The organism is Microbacterium sp. M (assembly GCF_045181065.1).
Taxonomy (GTDB): Bacteria; Actinomycetota; Actinomycetes; order Actinomycetales; family Microbacteriaceae; genus Microbacterium.
Genome location: NZ_CP173721.1, coordinates 923796 through 940776, shown reverse-complemented (window position 1 = coordinate 940776; position 16981 = coordinate 923796). Strand labels below are relative to the sequence as shown.

Here is a 16981-nt window from a genome sequence, read left to right as displayed (position 1 = left end):
GCCCGCTGCCGATTGCTGAACCTGGCGGCCGGGTCAGCCGAGCGCGTCTATCTCGTCGCGCCGTGCCGTCACGATCGCGCGGAGCGCTTCCCCGGAAAGCGGGTCCTCCGCCTGGAACGTGATCGTGCCCTTGCCGCCGACGTGGCGTGCGAGCTGCGCCGAGACGGCGCTCACGACGGATGCGCTGAACGGATAGAGCCCGAAGTGCGTCTTCGTCCGCTTGACGGAGATCAGCGGACGTCCACGATACGTGAGAGCCGGCATCCCGTAGCCGACGCCCTGTACGGCGTCCGGCACAAGCTCCTGTGCCAGCGCGTAGACGCGTTGGATGGCAACGCGATCGGGCTCGGAAAGGGTCTCGAGATAGTCATCGACAGTGCCCATGGGCCCATCCTGACATCTCGGCCGCACGCGGGCGAGCCTTAACGCAAAAGAGGCCACTCCAGCATTGGAGTGGCCTCTTTTTAAAAGAAGTCCGGCGGTGTCCTACTCTCCCACAGGGTCCCCCCTGCAGTACCATCGGCGCTGTGAGGCTTAGCTTCCGGGTTCGGAATGTAACCGGGCGTTTCCCTCACGCTATGGCCGCCGAAACACTATTGATGTTTCAACAAAAACCTAAAGACACACGTGGTGCCTGTAGGGTTCTCGACCGTACATCGAGAACCACAAAGTGGACGCGTAGCAAATCAATCAATCGTTGATTCGAAGTGTTATCAAGTCATCGGCTTATTAGTACCAGTCAGCTGCATGCGTTGCCGCACTTCCACATCTGGCCTATCAACCCAGTAGTCTGGCTGGGAGCCTCTCACCCGAAGGTATGGAAATCTCATCTCGAGGGGGGCTTCATGCTTAGATGCTTTCAGCACTTATCCCTTCCGCACATAGCTACCCAGCTATGCCTTTGGCAAGACAACTGGTACACCAGCGGTGCGTCCATCCCGGTCCTCTCGTACTAAGGACAGCTCCTCTCAAATTTCCTACGCCCACGACGGATAGGGACCGAACTGTCTCACGACGTTCTGAACCCAGCTCGCGTACCGCTTTAATGGGCGAACAGCCCAACCCTTGGGACCGACTACAGCCCCAGGATGCGATGAGCCGACATCGAGGTGCCAAACCTCCCCGTCGATGTGGACTCTTGGGGGAGATAAGCCTGTTATCCCCGGGGTAGCTTTTATCCGTTGAGCGATGGCCCTTCCATGCGGAACCACCGGATCACTAAGCCCGACTTTCGTCCCTGCTCGACTTGTAGGTCTCGCAGTCAAGCTCCCTTGTGCCTTTACACTCTACGAATGATTTCCAACCATTCTGAGGGAACCTTTGGGCGCCTCCGTTACTTTTTAGGAGGCGACCGCCCCAGTCAAACTGCCCACCTGACACTGTCTCCCACCCCGATAAGGGGTGCGGGTTAGAATGTCAATACAGCCAGGGTAGTATCCCACCAATGCCTCCACCGAAGCTGGCGCTCCGGCTTCCAAGGCTCCTACCTATCCTGTACAAGCTGTACCAAAATTCAATATCAGGCTACAGTAAAGCTCCACGGGGTCTTTCCGTCCTGTCGCGGGTAACCTGCATCTTCACAGGTACTATAATTTCACCGAGTCTCTCGTTGAGACAGTGCCCAGATCGTTACACCTTTCGTGCGGGTCGGAACTTACCCGACAAGGAATTTCGCTACCTTAGGACCGTTATAGTTACGGCCGCCGTTTACTGGGGCTTCAATTCAGAGCTTCGCGCGAACGCTAACCCCTCCTCTTAACCTTCCAGCACCGGGCAGGTGTCAGCCCCTATACTTCGCCTTACGGCTTCGCAGAGACCTGTGTTTTTGCTAAACAGTCGCCTGGGCCTATTCACTGCGGCTCTCTCGGGCTTGCACCCAAAAGAGCACCCCTTCTCCCGAAGTTACGGGGTCATTTTGCCGAGTTCCTTAACGAGAGTTCTCTCGCTCACCTTAGGATTCTCTCCTCGCCTACCTGTGTCGGTTTGCGGTACGGGCACCTTGAATCTCGCTAGAGGCTTTTCTTGGCAGTGTGGAATCAGGAACTTCGGTACTATATTTCCCTCGCCGTCACAGCTCCGCCTTCACGGTAATGGGATTTGCCTCATTACCAGCCTAACTGCTTGGACGTGCTAATCCAACAGCACGCTTACCCTATCCTCCTGCGTCCCCCCATCGCTCAAACGATTCATAAGGTGGTACAGGAATATCAACCTGTTGTCCATCGCCTACGCTCTTCAGCCTCGGCTTAGGTCCCGACTAACCCTGAGTGGACGAGCCTTCCTCAGGAAACCTTAGGCATTCGGTGGATGAGATTCTCACTCATCTTTCGCTACTCATACCGGCATTCTCACTTCTAAGCGCTCCACCAGTCCTTACGGTCTAGCTTCAACGCCCTTAGAACGCTCTCCTACCACTGACATCATAGATGTCAATCCACAGCTTCGGTGATACGTTTAGCCCCGGTACATTTTCGGCGCAGAGTCACTCGACCAGTGAGCTATTACGCACTCTTTAAATGGTGGCTGCTTCTAAGCCAACATCCTGGTTGTCTAAGCAACTCCACATCCTTTTCCACTTAACGTATACTTTGGGACCTTAGCTGGTGGTCTGGGCTGTTTCCCTCTTGACTACGGATCTTATCACTCGCAGTCTGACTCCCAAGGATAAGTATTTGGCATTCGGAGTTTGTCTGAATTCGGTAACCCGATGGGGGCCCCTAGTCCAAACAGTGCTCTACCTCCAATACTCTTACCTTGAGGCTAGCCCTAAAGCTATTTCGGAGAGAACCAGCTATCTCCAAGTTCGATTGGAATTTCTCCGCTACCCACACCTCATCCCCGCACTTTTCAACGTGCGTGGGTTCGGGCCTCCATCCAGTGTTACCTGGACTTCACCCTGGACATGGGTAGATCACCTGGTTTCGGGTCTACGACCACATACTCTATCGCCCTATTCAGACTCGCTTTCGCTGCGGCTCCGTCTCTTCAACTTAACCTTGCATGTAATCGTAACTCGCCGGTTCATTCTACAAAAGGCACGCTATCACCCATTAATGGGCTCTAACTACTTGTAGGCACACGGTTTCAGGATCTATTTCACTCCCCTTCCGGGGTGCTTTTCACCTTTCCCTCACGGTACTGGTTCACTATCGGTCACTAGGGAGTATTTAGCCTTGGGAGATGGTCCTCCCTGCTTCCGACGGGATTTCTCGTGTCCCGCCGTACTCAGGATCCACTCAGGAGGGAACGAAGTTTCGACTACAGGGTTTTTACCTTCTGTGACTGGCCTTTCCAGACCTATTCATCTACCCCGTTCCTTTGTAACTCCATGTAGAGTGTCCTACAACCCCAAGAGGCAAGCCTCTTGGTTTGGGCTAATCCCGTTTCGCTCGCCGCTACTAAGGGAATCGCGTTTGCTTTCTCTTCCTCCGGGTACTTAGATGTTTCAGTTCCCCGGGTCTGCCTTCAGTTACTCTATGTATTCAAGTAACGATACTATCCCATTACGGATAGTGGGTTTCCCCATTCGGAAATCTCCGGATCAAAGCTTACTTACAGCTCCCCGAAGCATATCGGTGTTAGTCCCGTCCTTCATCGGCTCCTAGTGCCAAGGCATCCACCGTGCGCCCTTTCTAACTTAACTTGATTTGGCTAAAGATGTTACTCTTTACCCTAATTCTTCTATTTACATAGAGAATCTAAGATGGCGATTACTCGGTTTTATCTTGGTTTTTCTTCTATATGATTTAGTTTTCAAAGAACAATTTTATATCATGAGGAATTGCTCCCTCAAAACTGAACAACAAACTGTCAACAATCTATGAATGGAATAAATCCATTTTTCCTTAGAAAGGAGGTGATCCAGCCGCACCTTCCGATACGGCTACCTTGTTACGACTTCACCCCAATCATCTATCCCACCTTAGGCGGCTGGCTCCCAGAAGGGTTACCCCACCGACTTCGGGTGTTACAAACTCTCGTGGTGTGACGGGCGGTGTGTACAAGGCCCGGGAACGTATTCACCGCGGCATGCTGATCCGCGATTACTAGCGATTCCAGCTTCATGTAGGCGAGTTGCAGCCTACAATCCGAACTGAGAATGGTTTTATGGGATTGGCTCGACCTCGCGGTTTTGCTGCCCTTTGTACCATCCATTGTAGCACGTGTGTAGCCCAGGTCATAAGGGGCATGATGATTTGACGTCATCCCCACCTTCCTCCGGTTTGTCACCGGCAGTCACCTTAGAGTGCCCAACTAAATGCTGGCAACTAAGATCAAGGGTTGCGCTCGTTGCGGGACTTAACCCAACATCTCACGACACGAGCTGACGACAACCATGCACCACCTGTCATCCTGTCCCCCGAAGGGGAACGTCCTATCTCTAGGATTGTCAGGAGATGTCAAGACCTGGTAAGGTTCTTCGCGTTGCTTCGAATTAAACCACATGCTCCACCGCTTGTGCGGGCCCCCGTCAATTCCTTTGAGTTTCAGCCTTGCGGCCGTACTCCCCAGGCGGAGTGCTTAATGCGTTTGCTGCAGCACTAAAGGGCGGAAACCCTCTAACACTTAGCACTCATCGTTTACGGCGTGGACTACCAGGGTATCTAATCCTGTTTGCTCCCCACGCTTTCGCGCCTCAGCGTCAGTTACAGACCAAAGAGTCGCCTTCGCCACTGGTGTTCCTCCACATCTCTACGCATTTCACCGCTACACGTGGAATTCCACTCTTCTCTTCTGCACTCAAGTCCCCCAGTTTCCAATGACCCTCCACGGTTGAGCCGTGGGCTTTCACATCAGACTTAAAGGACCGCCTGCGCGCGCTTTACGCCCAATAATTCCGGACAACGCTTGCCACCTACGTATTACCGCGGCTGCTGGCACGTAGTTAGCCGTGGCTTTCTGGTTAGGTACCGTCAAGGTACGAGCAGTTACTCTCGTACTTGTTCTTCCCTAACAACAGAGTTTTACGATCCGAAAACCTTCATCACTCACGCGGCGTTGCTCCGTCAGACTTTCGTCCATTGCGGAAGATTCCCTACTGCTGCCTCCCGTAGGAGTCTGGGCCGTGTCTCAGTCCCAGTGTGGCCGATCACCCTCTCAGGTCGGCTACGCATCGTCGCCTTGGTGAGCCGTTACCTCACCAACTAGCTAATGCGCCGCGGGCCCATCTGTAAGTGACAGCGTAAACCGTCTTTCAGCTTTTCTACATGAGTAGAAAAGGATTATCCGGTATTAGCTCCGGTTTCCCGAAGTTATCCCAGTCTTACAGGCAGGTTGCCCACGTGTTACTCACCCGTCCGCCACTGATCCACAAAGCAAGCTTTGCTTCAGTCCGTTCGACTTGCATGTATTAGGCACGCCGCCAGCGTTCATCCTGAGCCAGGATCAAACTCTCCGTAAAAAAGAAATGCATACCACCACGGGGAAAACCGTGACAGCAGCGAGTTTGAAACTGACCAAAGAGACAAAATCAACTGACTTCATCCGAATGCCAACCCCCAACAAAGAAGGTTGGTCTTTGATCCAAAGGAATTCTCACCCCCACCGAAATGGAGACAAGGATAATTTGGCATTTGACAAGTGCACGCTGTTGAGTTCTCAAGGATCAGACGCTCCCCCGACCCAGCCTCACGACCAGGCCCGAAGGGCAACTTCTCTATCTTATCCGTGCCGTTCAGCTTGTCAAATCGACATGCTGTGCGGCCCAGAACCAGAGGTGATGAAGCGAAGCTTTAGAGCTTCGAGACAACTTCTCTAGCTTATCCGTTTCGCGGTGCCTGTCAAATCGGCGCTTGAGGATCGAAGATCCGCTGCGCAGCCGGTGACTGCGTACCACGAGGTGGATCCCCCATCCTAGACGCGAACGTCCTGACTCTCAAGAGTGAGAAGGAATCGGGGGTGGTTCTCCGCTTGAGGGGGGTGAGGCTCTCGGCCTTTCCGCTTCCCTGTGGGGCGAACAAGTAATAACTTACGCGGGATCCGGGGGCCGGGCAAATCCGGGCTCTCCCATGGCGTGTCGCGCCGGATTCCGCGGGCCGACGGCATCCATATCCCGCCCTCGCCGGCACCCACCGGGTACGACGAAGGGCCCCCGCCGGAGCGGAGGCCCTTCGAAGAAGCGAGTCGTCGACTCAGATGGCGTTGACGTCCAGCGGGATGCCGGGGCCGAACGTGGTCGACACCGCACCCTTCTGGATGTAGCGGCCCTTCGCGCTCGACGGCTTCAGACGCACGATCTCCTCGAGCGCTGCACCGATGTTCTCGTTGAGCTGCTCGGAGGTGAACGACGCCTTGCCGACGACGAAGTGCACGTTGGCGTGCTTGTCGACACGGAACTCGATCTTTCCGCCCTTGATGTCCTCGACGGCCTTGGCCGGGTTCGGCGTGACCGTTCCGGTCTTCGGGTTCGGCATCAGGCCACGCGGACCCAGCACCTTGCCCAGTCGACCGACCTGGCCCATGAGCTCGGGCGTGGAGACGGCAGCATCGAAGTTGGTCCACCCGTCGGCGACCTTCTGGATGAGCTCGGCGCCGCCGACCTCATCAGCGCCGGCCGCGATCGCAGCCTCGGCCGCCGGGCCGGTGGCGAACACGATGACACGGGCGGTCTTTCCGGTGCCGTGCGGCAGGATGACGGTGCCGCGCACCATCTGGTCCGCCTTGCGGGGGTCGACTGCGAGCTTGAGCGCGACCTCGACGGTCGAGTCGAACTTCGCCGAGCCGGTCTCCTTGGCCAGGGCGACAGCCTCAGCGGGAGTGTAGAAACGGTCTGCCTCGATCTTCTCGGCGGCAGCCTGGTAAGCCTTGGACTTGGTAGCCATGATTATTCTCCTCAGCCCTCGACCGTGATGCCCATGGAGCGGGCGGTGCCGGCGATGATCTTCGAGGCGGCCTCGATGTCGTTCGCGTTGAGGTCAGCCTGCTTGGTCTCGGCGATCTGACGGACCTGGTCCTTCGTGATCTTGCCGACCTTGACCGTGTGCGGCGTGGACGAGCCCTTCTGAAGACCGGCGGCCTTCTTGATGAGCTCCGCAGCCGGCGGGGTCTTCAGGATGAACGTGAAGCTGCGGTCCTCGTAGACGGTGATCTCCACGGGGATGACGTTGCCGCGCTGCGACTCGGTCGCGGCGTTGTACGCCTTGCAGAACTCCATGATGTTGACGCCATGCTGACCGAGCGCGGGGCCGATCGGCGGCGCCGGGTTGGCTGCACCGGCGTTGATCTGAAGCTTGATCAGGCCGGTCACCTTCTTCTTCGGTGCCATTCTCTTTCCTTTCATCGAATCGGATGCCTGGGCATCCGTTTCTCCCACAGGCCCGGCATCTCCGGGTCGTGGTCGTCTGCGCGCACGCCGAAGCGGCGCACAAACCAGCCAAGTCTACCTGATCGGATCGAGTGCCGTGCTCACCCGACGTCAGCCGCGTAGAGTGCGGCGATCCGCTCCCCCAGCGTCTGCAGCGCTTTGCGCACCTCCGGAGGCTCGACGACTTCGGCGGCTCCGGTCCAGCCGGCCAGTTGCTCCGCCAGTGCGTCGATGGTGTGCGCACTCACCTCGACGAGGGCGGCCCCCTCGGCATCCGGTGCCCGCATCCGCGCCTGGGCTCCGAAGCGGTCGCACAGCGCGCGGACCGCCCAGGGCTGAACACGCACCACGGCGCGCACCGTGCCACGCATGTCCTCGACGCGCTGGACCATCTCCGACCACGCGCGACCGCTGTCGAAGTCCGCCGGCGCCGCGCCGCGGAGGGGAAGGGTCTGCAGTGCGCGGACCCGATCGATCCGGTACGTCCGAATCCGGGCAGGGTCGGCCGTTCCGTCATCCAGCGGGGGCGCCGCGAGCAGGTACCACGTCGATCCGCGGCTGCCGACGACGAGCGGAACGGTGTCGGCCTCCGCCAGGCCGTGCGATCCGTCGTATTCGATCCGCACCTGGCGCATCCGTGCGATCGCGCGCTGGAGCTCCGCGAGCGTCGCCGCTGTCGCGGGGTCGTCCACTTCTCCCCACGGCACGTCCCGCACGGTCGCCGCAGCCACACGCTGGACACCGTCCCGGAACGAGGCGGGCACCGCACGGACGAACTTGCGAATCGCGGCGACGCGCTCGGGGTCGGATCCGGTGCTCTGCGCGATCGCGATCAGGAGAGCGGTCGCCTCGCCCTCGGTGAGCCCGGTCAGGTCGGTGCGCGCGCCGCCGATCAGACGCCAGCCGCCTCCTCGCCCTCGAGTCGGGTAGATCGGGATGCCGGACATCGCGAGAGCCTCGAGATCACGGCGGGCGGTGGGCACGGAGACCTCGAGTTCAGCCGCCAGCTCGGCGGCGGTGATCTGCGGACGCCCCTGCAGCAGGAGCAGCGCCTGGATCAATCGGTCGGCACGGATGTCGGAACTCGCTTTTCTGAAGTGATCAGTTGGTGATCACTTCACCGTCGAGCATAGAAGAAACACCCACGAACAAGGAGAAGAGACAGATGTTCCGAGGACTCGCCAATCTCAACCTCGTCGCCGAGGACATGCCGGCCGCCGTCGCCTGGTACAGCACGGTGTTCGATTCGGCGCCGTACTTCGTTCGGCCTGAGCAGGGCCCCTCGCACTACGCCGAATGGCGGTTCGGCGACGACGAGGACGAATTCGCTCTCATGGACGCCCGATTCCGCCCCGCGCTCGCGCAGCCGGGTGGCGCACTGGTCAGCATGCATGTCGATGACATCCAGGCGAGCGTCGATCGCCTGATCGGACTCGGCGCGACGACGTTCGACCCTGTCACGCAGCGCGGTGAGGGCTGGTGGTCGGCATCGGTCAGCGACCCGTTCGGCAATCTGATCGGACTGATCCAGAGCCCCCACTGGGCGGCCCAGCACGACGACTGACCGGCATCCGCCCGCATACGAGAACGGCCGCCCCATCGGGGCGGCCGTTCCTGTGAGAGCGGGTGTCAGATCATCTTGGTGACCTGGTCGAACGACAGCTCGACCGGGGTCTCGCGCTCGAAGAGGGAGACGAGCACCGTGAGCTTGCCGCTCTCGGGCTTGATCTCGCTGATCGAACCGGGAAGACCCGCGAACGAACCCTCCTTGATCGTGATGGTCTCGCCGATCTCGAAGTCGACCTCGGCGGCGACCGGACGAGCGACGGCCACGCCGCCCTTCGACTGGACGTTCTTCGCGGTCGGGACGTCCTTGACCTCGACGAGCGACTTCAGCATGTTGAAGGCCTCTTCGAAACGCAGCGGCGTCGGGTTGTGGGCGTTGCCCACGAAGCCGGTGACACCGGGCGTGTGGCGGACGACGGACCAGGTGTCCTCGTTGAGCTCCATGCGCACCAGCACGTAGCCGGGGATGCGCACGCGGGTGACCATCTTGCGCTGGCCGTTCTTGATCTCGACGACGTCCTCCATCGGGACCTCGACCTGGTAGATGTCATCCTCGACCTCGAGCGTCGACTTGCGCTGCTCGATGTTGGCCTTCACCTTGCGCTCGAAACCGGCGTAGGAGTGGATGACGTACCACTTGCCCGGCAGCATCCGCAGGTCGAGACGGAACTCCTCGTAGGGGTCCGCCTCCTCGTCGCTGTCCTCGCTGTCGGCGGCGCCGTCTTCGTCGCCGTTCACGTCCGGGCCGTCGTAGGGACCGACCTCGTCGGCCTCGGCCGCCTCGCGGTCGGCAACCTCTTCGGCAACCGAATCGTTGATGACCTCGGCCGCTGCCTCTGATTCGGCTGCTTCATCCAAGTTGAGAGCGTCGTTCACGATCGCGTCCGCCTCCGGGTCGTCGATGTCGATGTCGTCATCCGTGTCGTCGTCCTCCTGGTCATCGCCCTCGACATGCAGGGCGACATGCTCGGCCGGAGCGACGGAGGCCTCCTGAGCGGAGAGGACGCTGCCCTCCTGCGCTTCGTCGTCCTCGCTGGACTGCTCCGCCGCGGTCGCCCAGTCGGCGTCGTCGGAATATCGTTCAGACACGTTTATTCTTTCCATTCACTGCGGCGCGAGCCGCGGGATTGGGGCTCTTACTGCGGAACCCCGAAGACCTGAGCCGTCAGCCACGAGAAGGCGGTGTCCAGGCCGTAGACGAAAGCCATCACGATCACCACGAAGACGAGGACCACACCGGTGAACTTGAAAAGCTCCTTGCGCGTCGGTGTGACGACCTTGCGGAGTTCACCGATGACCTGACGGAAGAACAGCGCGATACGGCCGAAGAAGCCGAGCTTCTTGACACTGGCTGCGCCGCCTGCCGCGACGACTTCGCCGCGCGGTTCGTCCTGATCCATCCTGAATGTACCTTTCGTGTGCCAGCGTGGCGCTGACGCGCAGGGCGGACAGGAATCGAACCTGCAACCTGCGGTTTTGGAGACCGCTGCTCTGCCAATTGAGCTACCGCCCTAGAGACCGTGTGGCCCCTGGATCCGCATCGCTTCTGCACCCGTGGGCACGGCGAAACAATGCAGACAACTGCCTCACCAGTGTAGGGCATCCTGCGGGCCGCGGCGAACCGAGGCCCGCCTGTTAGGCTCGTCAGTCGGTCGAGGGAGGGCGCTTTGCACGGGGAGATCCAGCAGTTCCAGGTCGATCTGCGGGGTGTCGTGGATCTGCTGAGCAGGCACATCTATTCGAGTCCGCGCGTCTATCTGCGCGAGCTCCTCCAGAATGCGCGTGACGCCATCACGGCGCGCTCGGAGGTCGACGGTGCCGGCGGCACGATCCGCATCACCCCGCTCACCGAGGCATCCGGCGAGTTCGTCCTGCGCGACGACGGCGTCGGACTGACCGCGACCGAGGTGGCCGAGCTCCTGGCGACCGTCGGGCGCAGCTCCAAGCGCGACATCTTCGATCTTCCACGCAGCGACTACCTCGGACAGTTCGGAATCGGCCTGCTCAGCTGCTTCATGGTCGCCGACACCATCGTGATCCGCTCGCGCAGCGCGCGCGGCGGCGCGAGCGTCGAGTGGACGGGCAGCGCGGACGGCACCTTCCAGGTCGCCGAACTCGACGAGGAGCTCCCGATCGGCACGAGCGTGCACCTGATCCCGCGCTTCGACACCGACGATCTGCTGCGTCCGGCCGCCGTGCGCGAGCTGGCGACCGTCTTCGGCGAGTTCCTGCCGGTGCGGGTCGTGCTCGAAACCGAGGGCGGCGACGTCGACATCACCCGCCCGGCCCCGTTCCTGGACGCTGCGAGCGATCCGGATGCCGCGGTGCAGTACGGCAGGGATCTGCTGGGATCCTCACCGCTGGATGTCATCGAGCTGTCGGAGCCCGCCACCGGTACGCGTGGCCTCGCCTACGTGCTTCCGTTCGCTCCCCCTCCCGGCTCCCGCCAGGCGACCCGCATGTACCTGGGCCGGATGCTGCTGTCCGAACGAGCCGACGACGTCCTGCCGGATTGGGCGTTCTTCGTCAGGGCCGTCGTCGACTCCACCGGTCTCGCGCCGACGGCCAGTCGCGAGTCCCTTGTCGAGGATGCCGCGCTGGAACGCGTCCGGGAGCAGCTCGGCGCCGGCATCCGGCGCTGGATCCTCGAGCTGGGTCTTCGCGAACCGCATCGCCTGGCGCAGTTCGTGGCGATCCACGAAGTCGGGCTCAAGTCGCTGGTCCGCCACGACGAGGAGCTCGCCGCCTTCATCACGCGCTGGCTGACCGTCGAGACCACGCACGGAAGCATCCGCATCGGCGACCTCGTCGAGCGGTTCGGCCACCTGCGGTACGCGCAGACGGTCGACGAGTTCCGACAGGTCGCCGGGATCTCCCCGAGCGCCGAGGTTCTCGTCAACGGCGGCTACCTGTACGACGCGGATCTCATCCGCATGATCCCCGACCTGTACCCGCACGTGACCGTCGAGAAGGTCGACGTCACGGGCGAACTCGACCGCCTCGACCCGCCGCCGCTGGACGATCGCGCGGCCGCGGTCGCGCTCGAGGATCGGGCAGGCGCCGTGCTCGCGGCATCCGATTGCTCCGTCGTGGTGCGATCGATCGACCGACCTGAGCTCCCCGGTCTGTACGTCGCGGACCCGGAGGTGCTGCGTTCGCTGGACCGCAGCCGGACCAAGGGGATCACCGGAGCCCTGTGGGGCGGCGTGCTCGCCCGCATCGACGACACCCTCGCCGCCGGCCGAGAGGACGATCTGAGCGCCCGGTTGTGCCTGAACTGGTCCAACCGCGTGGTCCGCTCGCTGATCGGCGTCCGCGACGACGCCGTGTTCTCCCGCACGGTGCAGCTGCTCTACATCCAGGCGCTGCTGGCGGGCCACCACCCGCTCTCGGATGCCGATCGCGCGCTCATGACCACCGCACTCGCGGACCTCGTCTCGCTCTCCGCCGGGCTCGACGTCGACACGATCGACGACCCCCGCTGACCACCGCCGCCGCAGAAGGATTCCCCATGGCACGTCCCAAGAAGCAGTTCCAGCAGCTCCTCGAAGAGATCGACAGCACGCCCTGGGGGCCCGCAGAGCAGGCGCTCGTCGCTCAGGCGGTGACGCTGGCGCAGGAGATCGGCGACGACCGCCTCGAGTACCAGGCCAGGATGCGCCAGACCGCCTCGGCGAACATGGGCGGCGCGACCGACGTGATGCTGAACTCCTTCGCGTGGTGCCTGGCACGGCACGACGCCGACCCGACGCGGTTCCCCGCCGACATCGACAACGGCGGCGCCGACCTGATGTGGCAGTTCAAGTGGATGGCCTCGGCGCTGCGCTCCTCCCCCGCGTTCTCGCAGGACCAGATCACCGCCGTGCTCGACGATATGGAGGCGCACTACCGCCAGGCCGGTCTCGGCATGAGCGGGGTGCTCACCGCGCGCTTCGAGGACGCCTGGGACGCCGGTCGCACCGAGGACGCCGAGCGGCTGCGCGTGCAGCTGGAGGCCACTCCGCGCGACGAGCACAGCCATTGCGATGCCTGCAGCCGCAGCCAGGTGGCCGGATTCTTCGTCGACACCGATCGGGATGCCGAGGCGATCCGTCTGGTCGAGGAGATGATCGAGGGCGGCTTCTCCTGCGGCGAGGAGCCGGAGCACGCTCTCTCGCGCGTTCTGCTGCCGTATCTGCGTGCGGATCGCTTCGACGAGGCCAAGACGGCGCACCTGCGCAGCTACCGCCTCGCCAAGGACAACCCCGACAATCTCACGATCGTCGCGAACAACATCGTCTTCTGCGCCGTGAGCGGCAACGAGGCCCGCGCCCTGTCGCTGGTCGAGCGCCACCTGGGCTGGCTCGCACACGACGGCCTGAACGTGGATGCCCACTTCACCGCGCTCGGTGCTTTCGCGTTCGCGCTGGACCGCGTCTCGGCGGCTGGGCACGGCGCGACTCCGGTGCGCGGTGCGGATGCCGCCGGGCTGGTGCCGTTCTTCGGCGAGCACGATGGTGTCTGGTCGGCCGCCGAGCTGGCCGCCGCCAGCTGGGCCGCGGCCGAGCGCATCGGCGCCGAGTTCGATGCACGCGACGGCGGCGACGCGCACGCCGACCGGCTGCGCCGTCTGCGCGGTCTCGCCGACACGGGCTTCGATGTCCCGATCCGCTCCGATGCCTTCGTCGAGCCGGTCTCGGCCGCGTTCCCCGCGGATGCCGACGCCTGGTTCGATCGCGTGGTCGAGCTCGCCGACTATGGTGCAGAGGCCGAGACGATGGCTGCTCTGCCGCATGCCTTCGGCGTGACGGATGCCGAGAAGCAGGCGCGCCTGCATTCGGTGCGTGTCGCGGTCCTCGTCGCCGGAGAACGTCTTGAGGAGGCGCGAGCGGTGCTGCCAGAGCGCATCGCCGCTCTTCGTGTGGCCGGCGACGACGCGCAGGCCGATCTGGAGGAGCGCCTTCAACTGGCGACGTTCGGCGACGCCGCGGCCGAAGCCGTGGCCGCGCTCGATCGCGAACTGGCCGACGATGCCGCCCTGCCGCCCCGTTCGCGCGGGGACCTGGCGATCAGCCGCGCCTCACTGCATCTGAAGACGGAGGAGTACGACGCCGCGCTCGACGTCGCAGAGCGGGCCCACCGGGCGTTCGCCGAGGCCGACGATGCGCGCCACGTGCACGCCACGAGCCTGCTGGCGATCTTCGCGCTGCTGCAGAGCGAGCGCCTCGAGCGTGCCCTCGGACACCTCGACCGTCTGCTCGCCGAGGAGAACCTCGGTGCGGGGCACCGCGCTCGCGCCCTCGAGATCCGCGCCCGCATCCGCGGCGGTCAGGGCGACTTCGCCGCCGGCGCGACGGACGCGGATGAGACATGCCGTCTGCTCGCCGCGCTCGGTGCCGACGGCGCCCTGGCAGCGACCCACATGCTCGCCGGCGCGCTCTGGGAGGACGCGGGCGACGCCGACAAGGCCGTGACCCGCTACCGGACCGCCGCTCACCTCGTCGGCCGCGAGGGCGGCGATCTGTCCGGCATCGACTTCCGCCTGGCCAGGGCCATGCTCTCGGCCGGTGACGCCGCGGAGGCGGCCGAGCTCTTCGGCGACGTGCTGCGGCGCGAGGAGGAGGCCGAGGTCCCCGAGGGATCGCGCGCCATGACGGTCATGATGCTCGCCCGTGCACTGGCGGCATCCGGTGAGTTCGGCCAGGCCGTCGGCGCCTTCGGCTACGGCGCCGAGCTGTTCGGCGCCGCCGATGAAGGGCCGGATCAGGCCATGGCTCTCAGTGAGCAGGCGAAGATCCTCGCGCGCTTCGAGGAGCACGACGACGCCATCGAGCTGCTCGAGAACGCCGCCGAGATCGTCCGGCGGTCTCCGGACGCCGTCGGAGCCCTCAGCGAGGTGCTGCACAACCTCGCGCAGGCGTACGCCGGACAGCAGGACGAGCGCGCATTCGCCCTTTTCGACGAGGTCGCAGCGCTGGCGACGCAGCACGAGGCCGGCTGGCTGCTGGCCGACGTCACCGACTCCCGTGCCCGGGCGTTCGCGAGCCTGGGGCGTGTGGATGAGGCGGTCGCAGCGGCCCTCACCGCAGCGGACGGATTCCTGACGCTCGGGGATGCCGGAGCCGCCGGCGGTTCGGAGCTGTTCGCCGCGCGCGTGCTGGCCGGGAACGAGCGCGCTGAGGACGCCTTCGCGATCTATCGCACCGTGCTGGAGCACGGTGCGGAGATCCCGCCGCTGCGGCAGGTGGCGGCTCTCGAGCTCGGCGACGCCCTCGAGGCCCTCGGTCGCGTCGCCGAGGCCGCGGAGGCGCGCGCGATCGCGGAGGCGTGAGCCCGTTCTGAGGGTCCCGCTGCCGGGGCCCTCAGAACAGTTGGCGCCAGTTCGCGCGCGCCAGGTCCAGCAGTTCGTCCCCGCGTCCGGACATGACGGTGCGGATCGCGTACAGCGCGAATCCCTTGACCTGGGCAGCTTCGATCGCCGGCGGCATCGACAGCTCCTGCCGCTCGGTCACCACGTCCAGCAGGGCAGGACCGTCGTGGTCGAGGACCTCGCGCACGGCATCCTCGAGGTCATCGCTGTGCTCGACCCGACGCGCGAAGATGCCCATCGCGCCGGCCACAGCGGCGAAATCGGGATTGACGAGATCCGTGGCGTAGGTGACGAATCCGGCCGCCTTCATCTCCAGCTCCACGAAGTTCAGCGAAGAGTTGTTGACGACGATCGTCTTCACGGGAAGCCGGTTCTGCGTGAGGGTGAGGAGTTCGCCGAGCATCATCGAGAGTCCGCCGTCACCGGCGAGTGCGACGACCTGGCGATCGGGGTGCGACGCCTGAGCGCCGATGCCGTGCAGCAGGGCGTTCGCCATCGACCCGTGCGTGAACGAGCCGATGAGGCGCCTTTCCGCGGTCATCGTCAGGTACCTGGCCGCCCACACGGTCGGCGATCCGACGTCCGCCGTGAAGATCGCGTCGTCCGCCGCGTGCTCGTTCACCAGTCGCGCGAGATACTGCGGGTGGATCGGGTTCCTGCCGCGTGAGGGCACCGCGAGATCGTCGAGCTTCGCGCGCGTCCTGCGGTAGTGCTCGACGGAGTCGTCCAGGTGCGAACGGTCCGTCTTCTCCGCGAGACGCGGCAGGAGCGCCTCGGCTGTCGGCCCGGCATCCCCGACGAGTCCCAGATCGAGCGGATGCCGTTTGCCCAGCTGCGCCCCGCGGATGTCGACCTGGATCGTGGTGGCGTCGTCCGGGTAGAACTGCGCGTACGGGAAGTCGCTGCCGAGGATGAGGATCGCATCCGCGGCCTCCATCGCCCGATAGCCGGAGGCGAAGCCGAGCAGTCCGGTCATCCCGACGTCGAACGGATTGTCGTGCTCGATGAACTCCTTGCCCCGGAGCGCGTGCACGATCGGCGCGCCGAGGCGATCGGCGAGCGCGATGACCTCGTCGTGCGCACCCTCGACTCCGGCGCCGGCGAGGATCGTCACCCTGCGGGCGGCGTTCAGCAGCGCGGCCGCCTTCTCCAGCTCGTCCCCGCTCGGAACGACGACCGGCCTGGCGTGCTCGATCACCGTCGCCCGATCGGATTCGATGTGGGCGAGCGCGACGTCGCCGGGAATCACGAGCACGGCGACGCCGCGCTGCTCGATCGCGCTGCGCATGGCGATCTCGAGCAGACGCGGCATCTGCCGCGGGTCGGCTACGTACTCGGCATACACGCTGCATTCACGGAAGACGTCCTGCGGATGCGTCTCCTGGAAGTAGCCGGTGCCGATCTCGGTCGTCGGAATATGGGCGGCAATCGCCAGCACCGGCATACGCGAACGGTTGGCGTCGTAGAGCCCGTTGATGAGGTGGAGGTTGCCCGGCCCGCAGGAGCCGGCGACGACCGCGAGTCCGCCGGTGGTGGCGGCATCCGCTGCGGCGGCGAAGGCTGCGGTCTCCTCATGGCGCACGTGCACCCAGCGGATCGTGCCGTCCTTGCGCAGGGCGTCGGTGAAGCCGTTGAGGGAATCGCCCGGAATGCCGTAGACCCGTTCGATCCCGTTGGCGCGGAGTGTCTTGACGATGTTCTCGGCGACGGTGACCATGTCTCCGACCATACGCGTCACCCGCCGGTCGATCGAGGTCTCGACC

10 protein-coding genes, 1 tRNA gene and 3 rRNA genes are annotated in these 16981 nt (G+C 63.4%); 3 read left to right on the top strand and 11 right to left on the bottom strand.

Annotated features, from left to right (window positions below; all coding sequences use genetic code 11):
- Positions 1 to 33: 33 nt before the first annotated feature.
- The 7 genes from ACI7YT_RS04350 to ACI7YT_RS04320 form a co-directional block, all read right to left on the bottom strand.
- On the bottom strand, positions 34 to 384 hold the full coding sequence (locus tag ACI7YT_RS04350) for an iron chaperone (protein ID WP_406249249.1): 351 nt from the start codon (positions 382 to 384) through the stop codon (positions 34 to 36).
- A gap of 89 nt (positions 385 to 473) precedes the next feature.
- Positions 474 to 590, bottom strand: a 5S ribosomal RNA gene (gene rrf, locus ACI7YT_RS04345).
- 119 nt (positions 591 to 709) lie between these two features.
- Positions 710 to 3643 (bottom strand): 23S ribosomal RNA (locus tag ACI7YT_RS04340).
- Between the two features lie 206 nt (positions 3644 to 3849).
- A 16S ribosomal RNA gene (locus tag ACI7YT_RS04335) occupies positions 3850 to 5401 on the bottom strand.
- The 16S, 23S and 5S rRNA genes sit together here, the layout of an rRNA operon.
- A gap of 730 nt (positions 5402 to 6131) precedes the next feature.
- Positions 6132 to 6821 (bottom strand): 50S ribosomal protein L1, encoded by a 690-nt coding sequence (gene rplA, locus ACI7YT_RS04330; protein WP_406249248.1) that lies wholly within the window; start codon positions 6819 to 6821, stop codon positions 6132 to 6134.
- Between the two features lie 11 nt (positions 6822 to 6832).
- Positions 6833 to 7264, bottom strand: a complete 432-nt coding sequence (gene rplK / locus ACI7YT_RS04325) for a 50S ribosomal protein L11 (RefSeq protein ID WP_376180735.1) — start codon at positions 7262 to 7264, stop codon at positions 6833 to 6835.
- A 140-nt stretch (positions 7265 to 7404) separates the two neighbouring features.
- Entirely contained in the window at positions 7405 to 8364 is a 960-nt protein-coding gene (locus tag ACI7YT_RS04320) for a helix-turn-helix transcriptional regulator (protein ID WP_406249247.1), read from the bottom strand.
- Positions 8365 to 8468: 104 nt separating this feature from the next.
- Between ACI7YT_RS04320 and ACI7YT_RS04315 the strand changes: the two genes are divergently transcribed.
- Complete coding sequence (locus ACI7YT_RS04315; protein ID WP_406249246.1) at positions 8469 to 8867, top strand: VOC family protein; 399 nt, start codon at positions 8469 to 8471, stop codon at positions 8865 to 8867.
- A gap of 65 nt (positions 8868 to 8932) precedes the next feature.
- Here the strand turns inward: ACI7YT_RS04315 and nusG are convergent, their stop codons facing one another.
- The 3 genes from nusG to ACI7YT_RS04300 all read right to left on the bottom strand — a co-directional run bounded on the left by nusG (position 8933) and on the right by ACI7YT_RS04300 (position 10382).
- On the bottom strand, positions 8933 to 9958 hold the full coding sequence (gene nusG / locus ACI7YT_RS04310; protein ID WP_406249245.1) for a transcription termination/antitermination protein NusG: 1026 nt from the start codon (positions 9956 to 9958) through the stop codon (positions 8933 to 8935).
- 47 nt (positions 9959 to 10005) lie between these two features.
- Positions 10006 to 10269 (bottom strand): preprotein translocase subunit SecE, encoded by a 264-nt coding sequence (secE, locus tag ACI7YT_RS04305; protein WP_376180731.1) that lies wholly within the window; start codon positions 10267 to 10269, stop codon positions 10006 to 10008.
- 40 nt (positions 10270 to 10309) lie between these two features.
- Positions 10310 to 10382: transfer RNA gene (locus ACI7YT_RS04300), tRNA-Trp, on the bottom strand.
- Positions 10383 to 10536: 154 nt separating this feature from the next.
- On the opposite strand from ACI7YT_RS04300, the gene ACI7YT_RS04295 reads away from it, so the two are divergent.
- Together ACI7YT_RS04295 and ACI7YT_RS04290 are read left to right on the top strand one after the other, a co-directional pair.
- Positions 10537 to 12354 (top strand): HSP90 family protein, encoded by a 1818-nt coding sequence (locus ACI7YT_RS04295; protein ID WP_406249244.1) that lies wholly within the window; start codon positions 10537 to 10539, stop codon positions 12352 to 12354.
- A gap of 26 nt (positions 12355 to 12380) precedes the next feature.
- Complete coding sequence (locus tag ACI7YT_RS04290; protein WP_406249243.1) at positions 12381 to 15179, top strand: tetratricopeptide repeat protein; 2799 nt, start codon at positions 12381 to 12383, stop codon at positions 15177 to 15179.
- Positions 15180 to 15210: 31 nt separating this feature from the next.
- Here the strand turns inward: ACI7YT_RS04290 and poxB are convergent, their stop codons facing one another.
- Positions 15211 to 16935, bottom strand: coding sequence for a ubiquinone-dependent pyruvate dehydrogenase (gene poxB / locus ACI7YT_RS04285; protein WP_406249242.1), 1725 nt, complete (start codon positions 16933 to 16935; stop codon positions 15211 to 15213).
- Positions 16936 to 16981 lie beyond the last annotated feature (46 nt).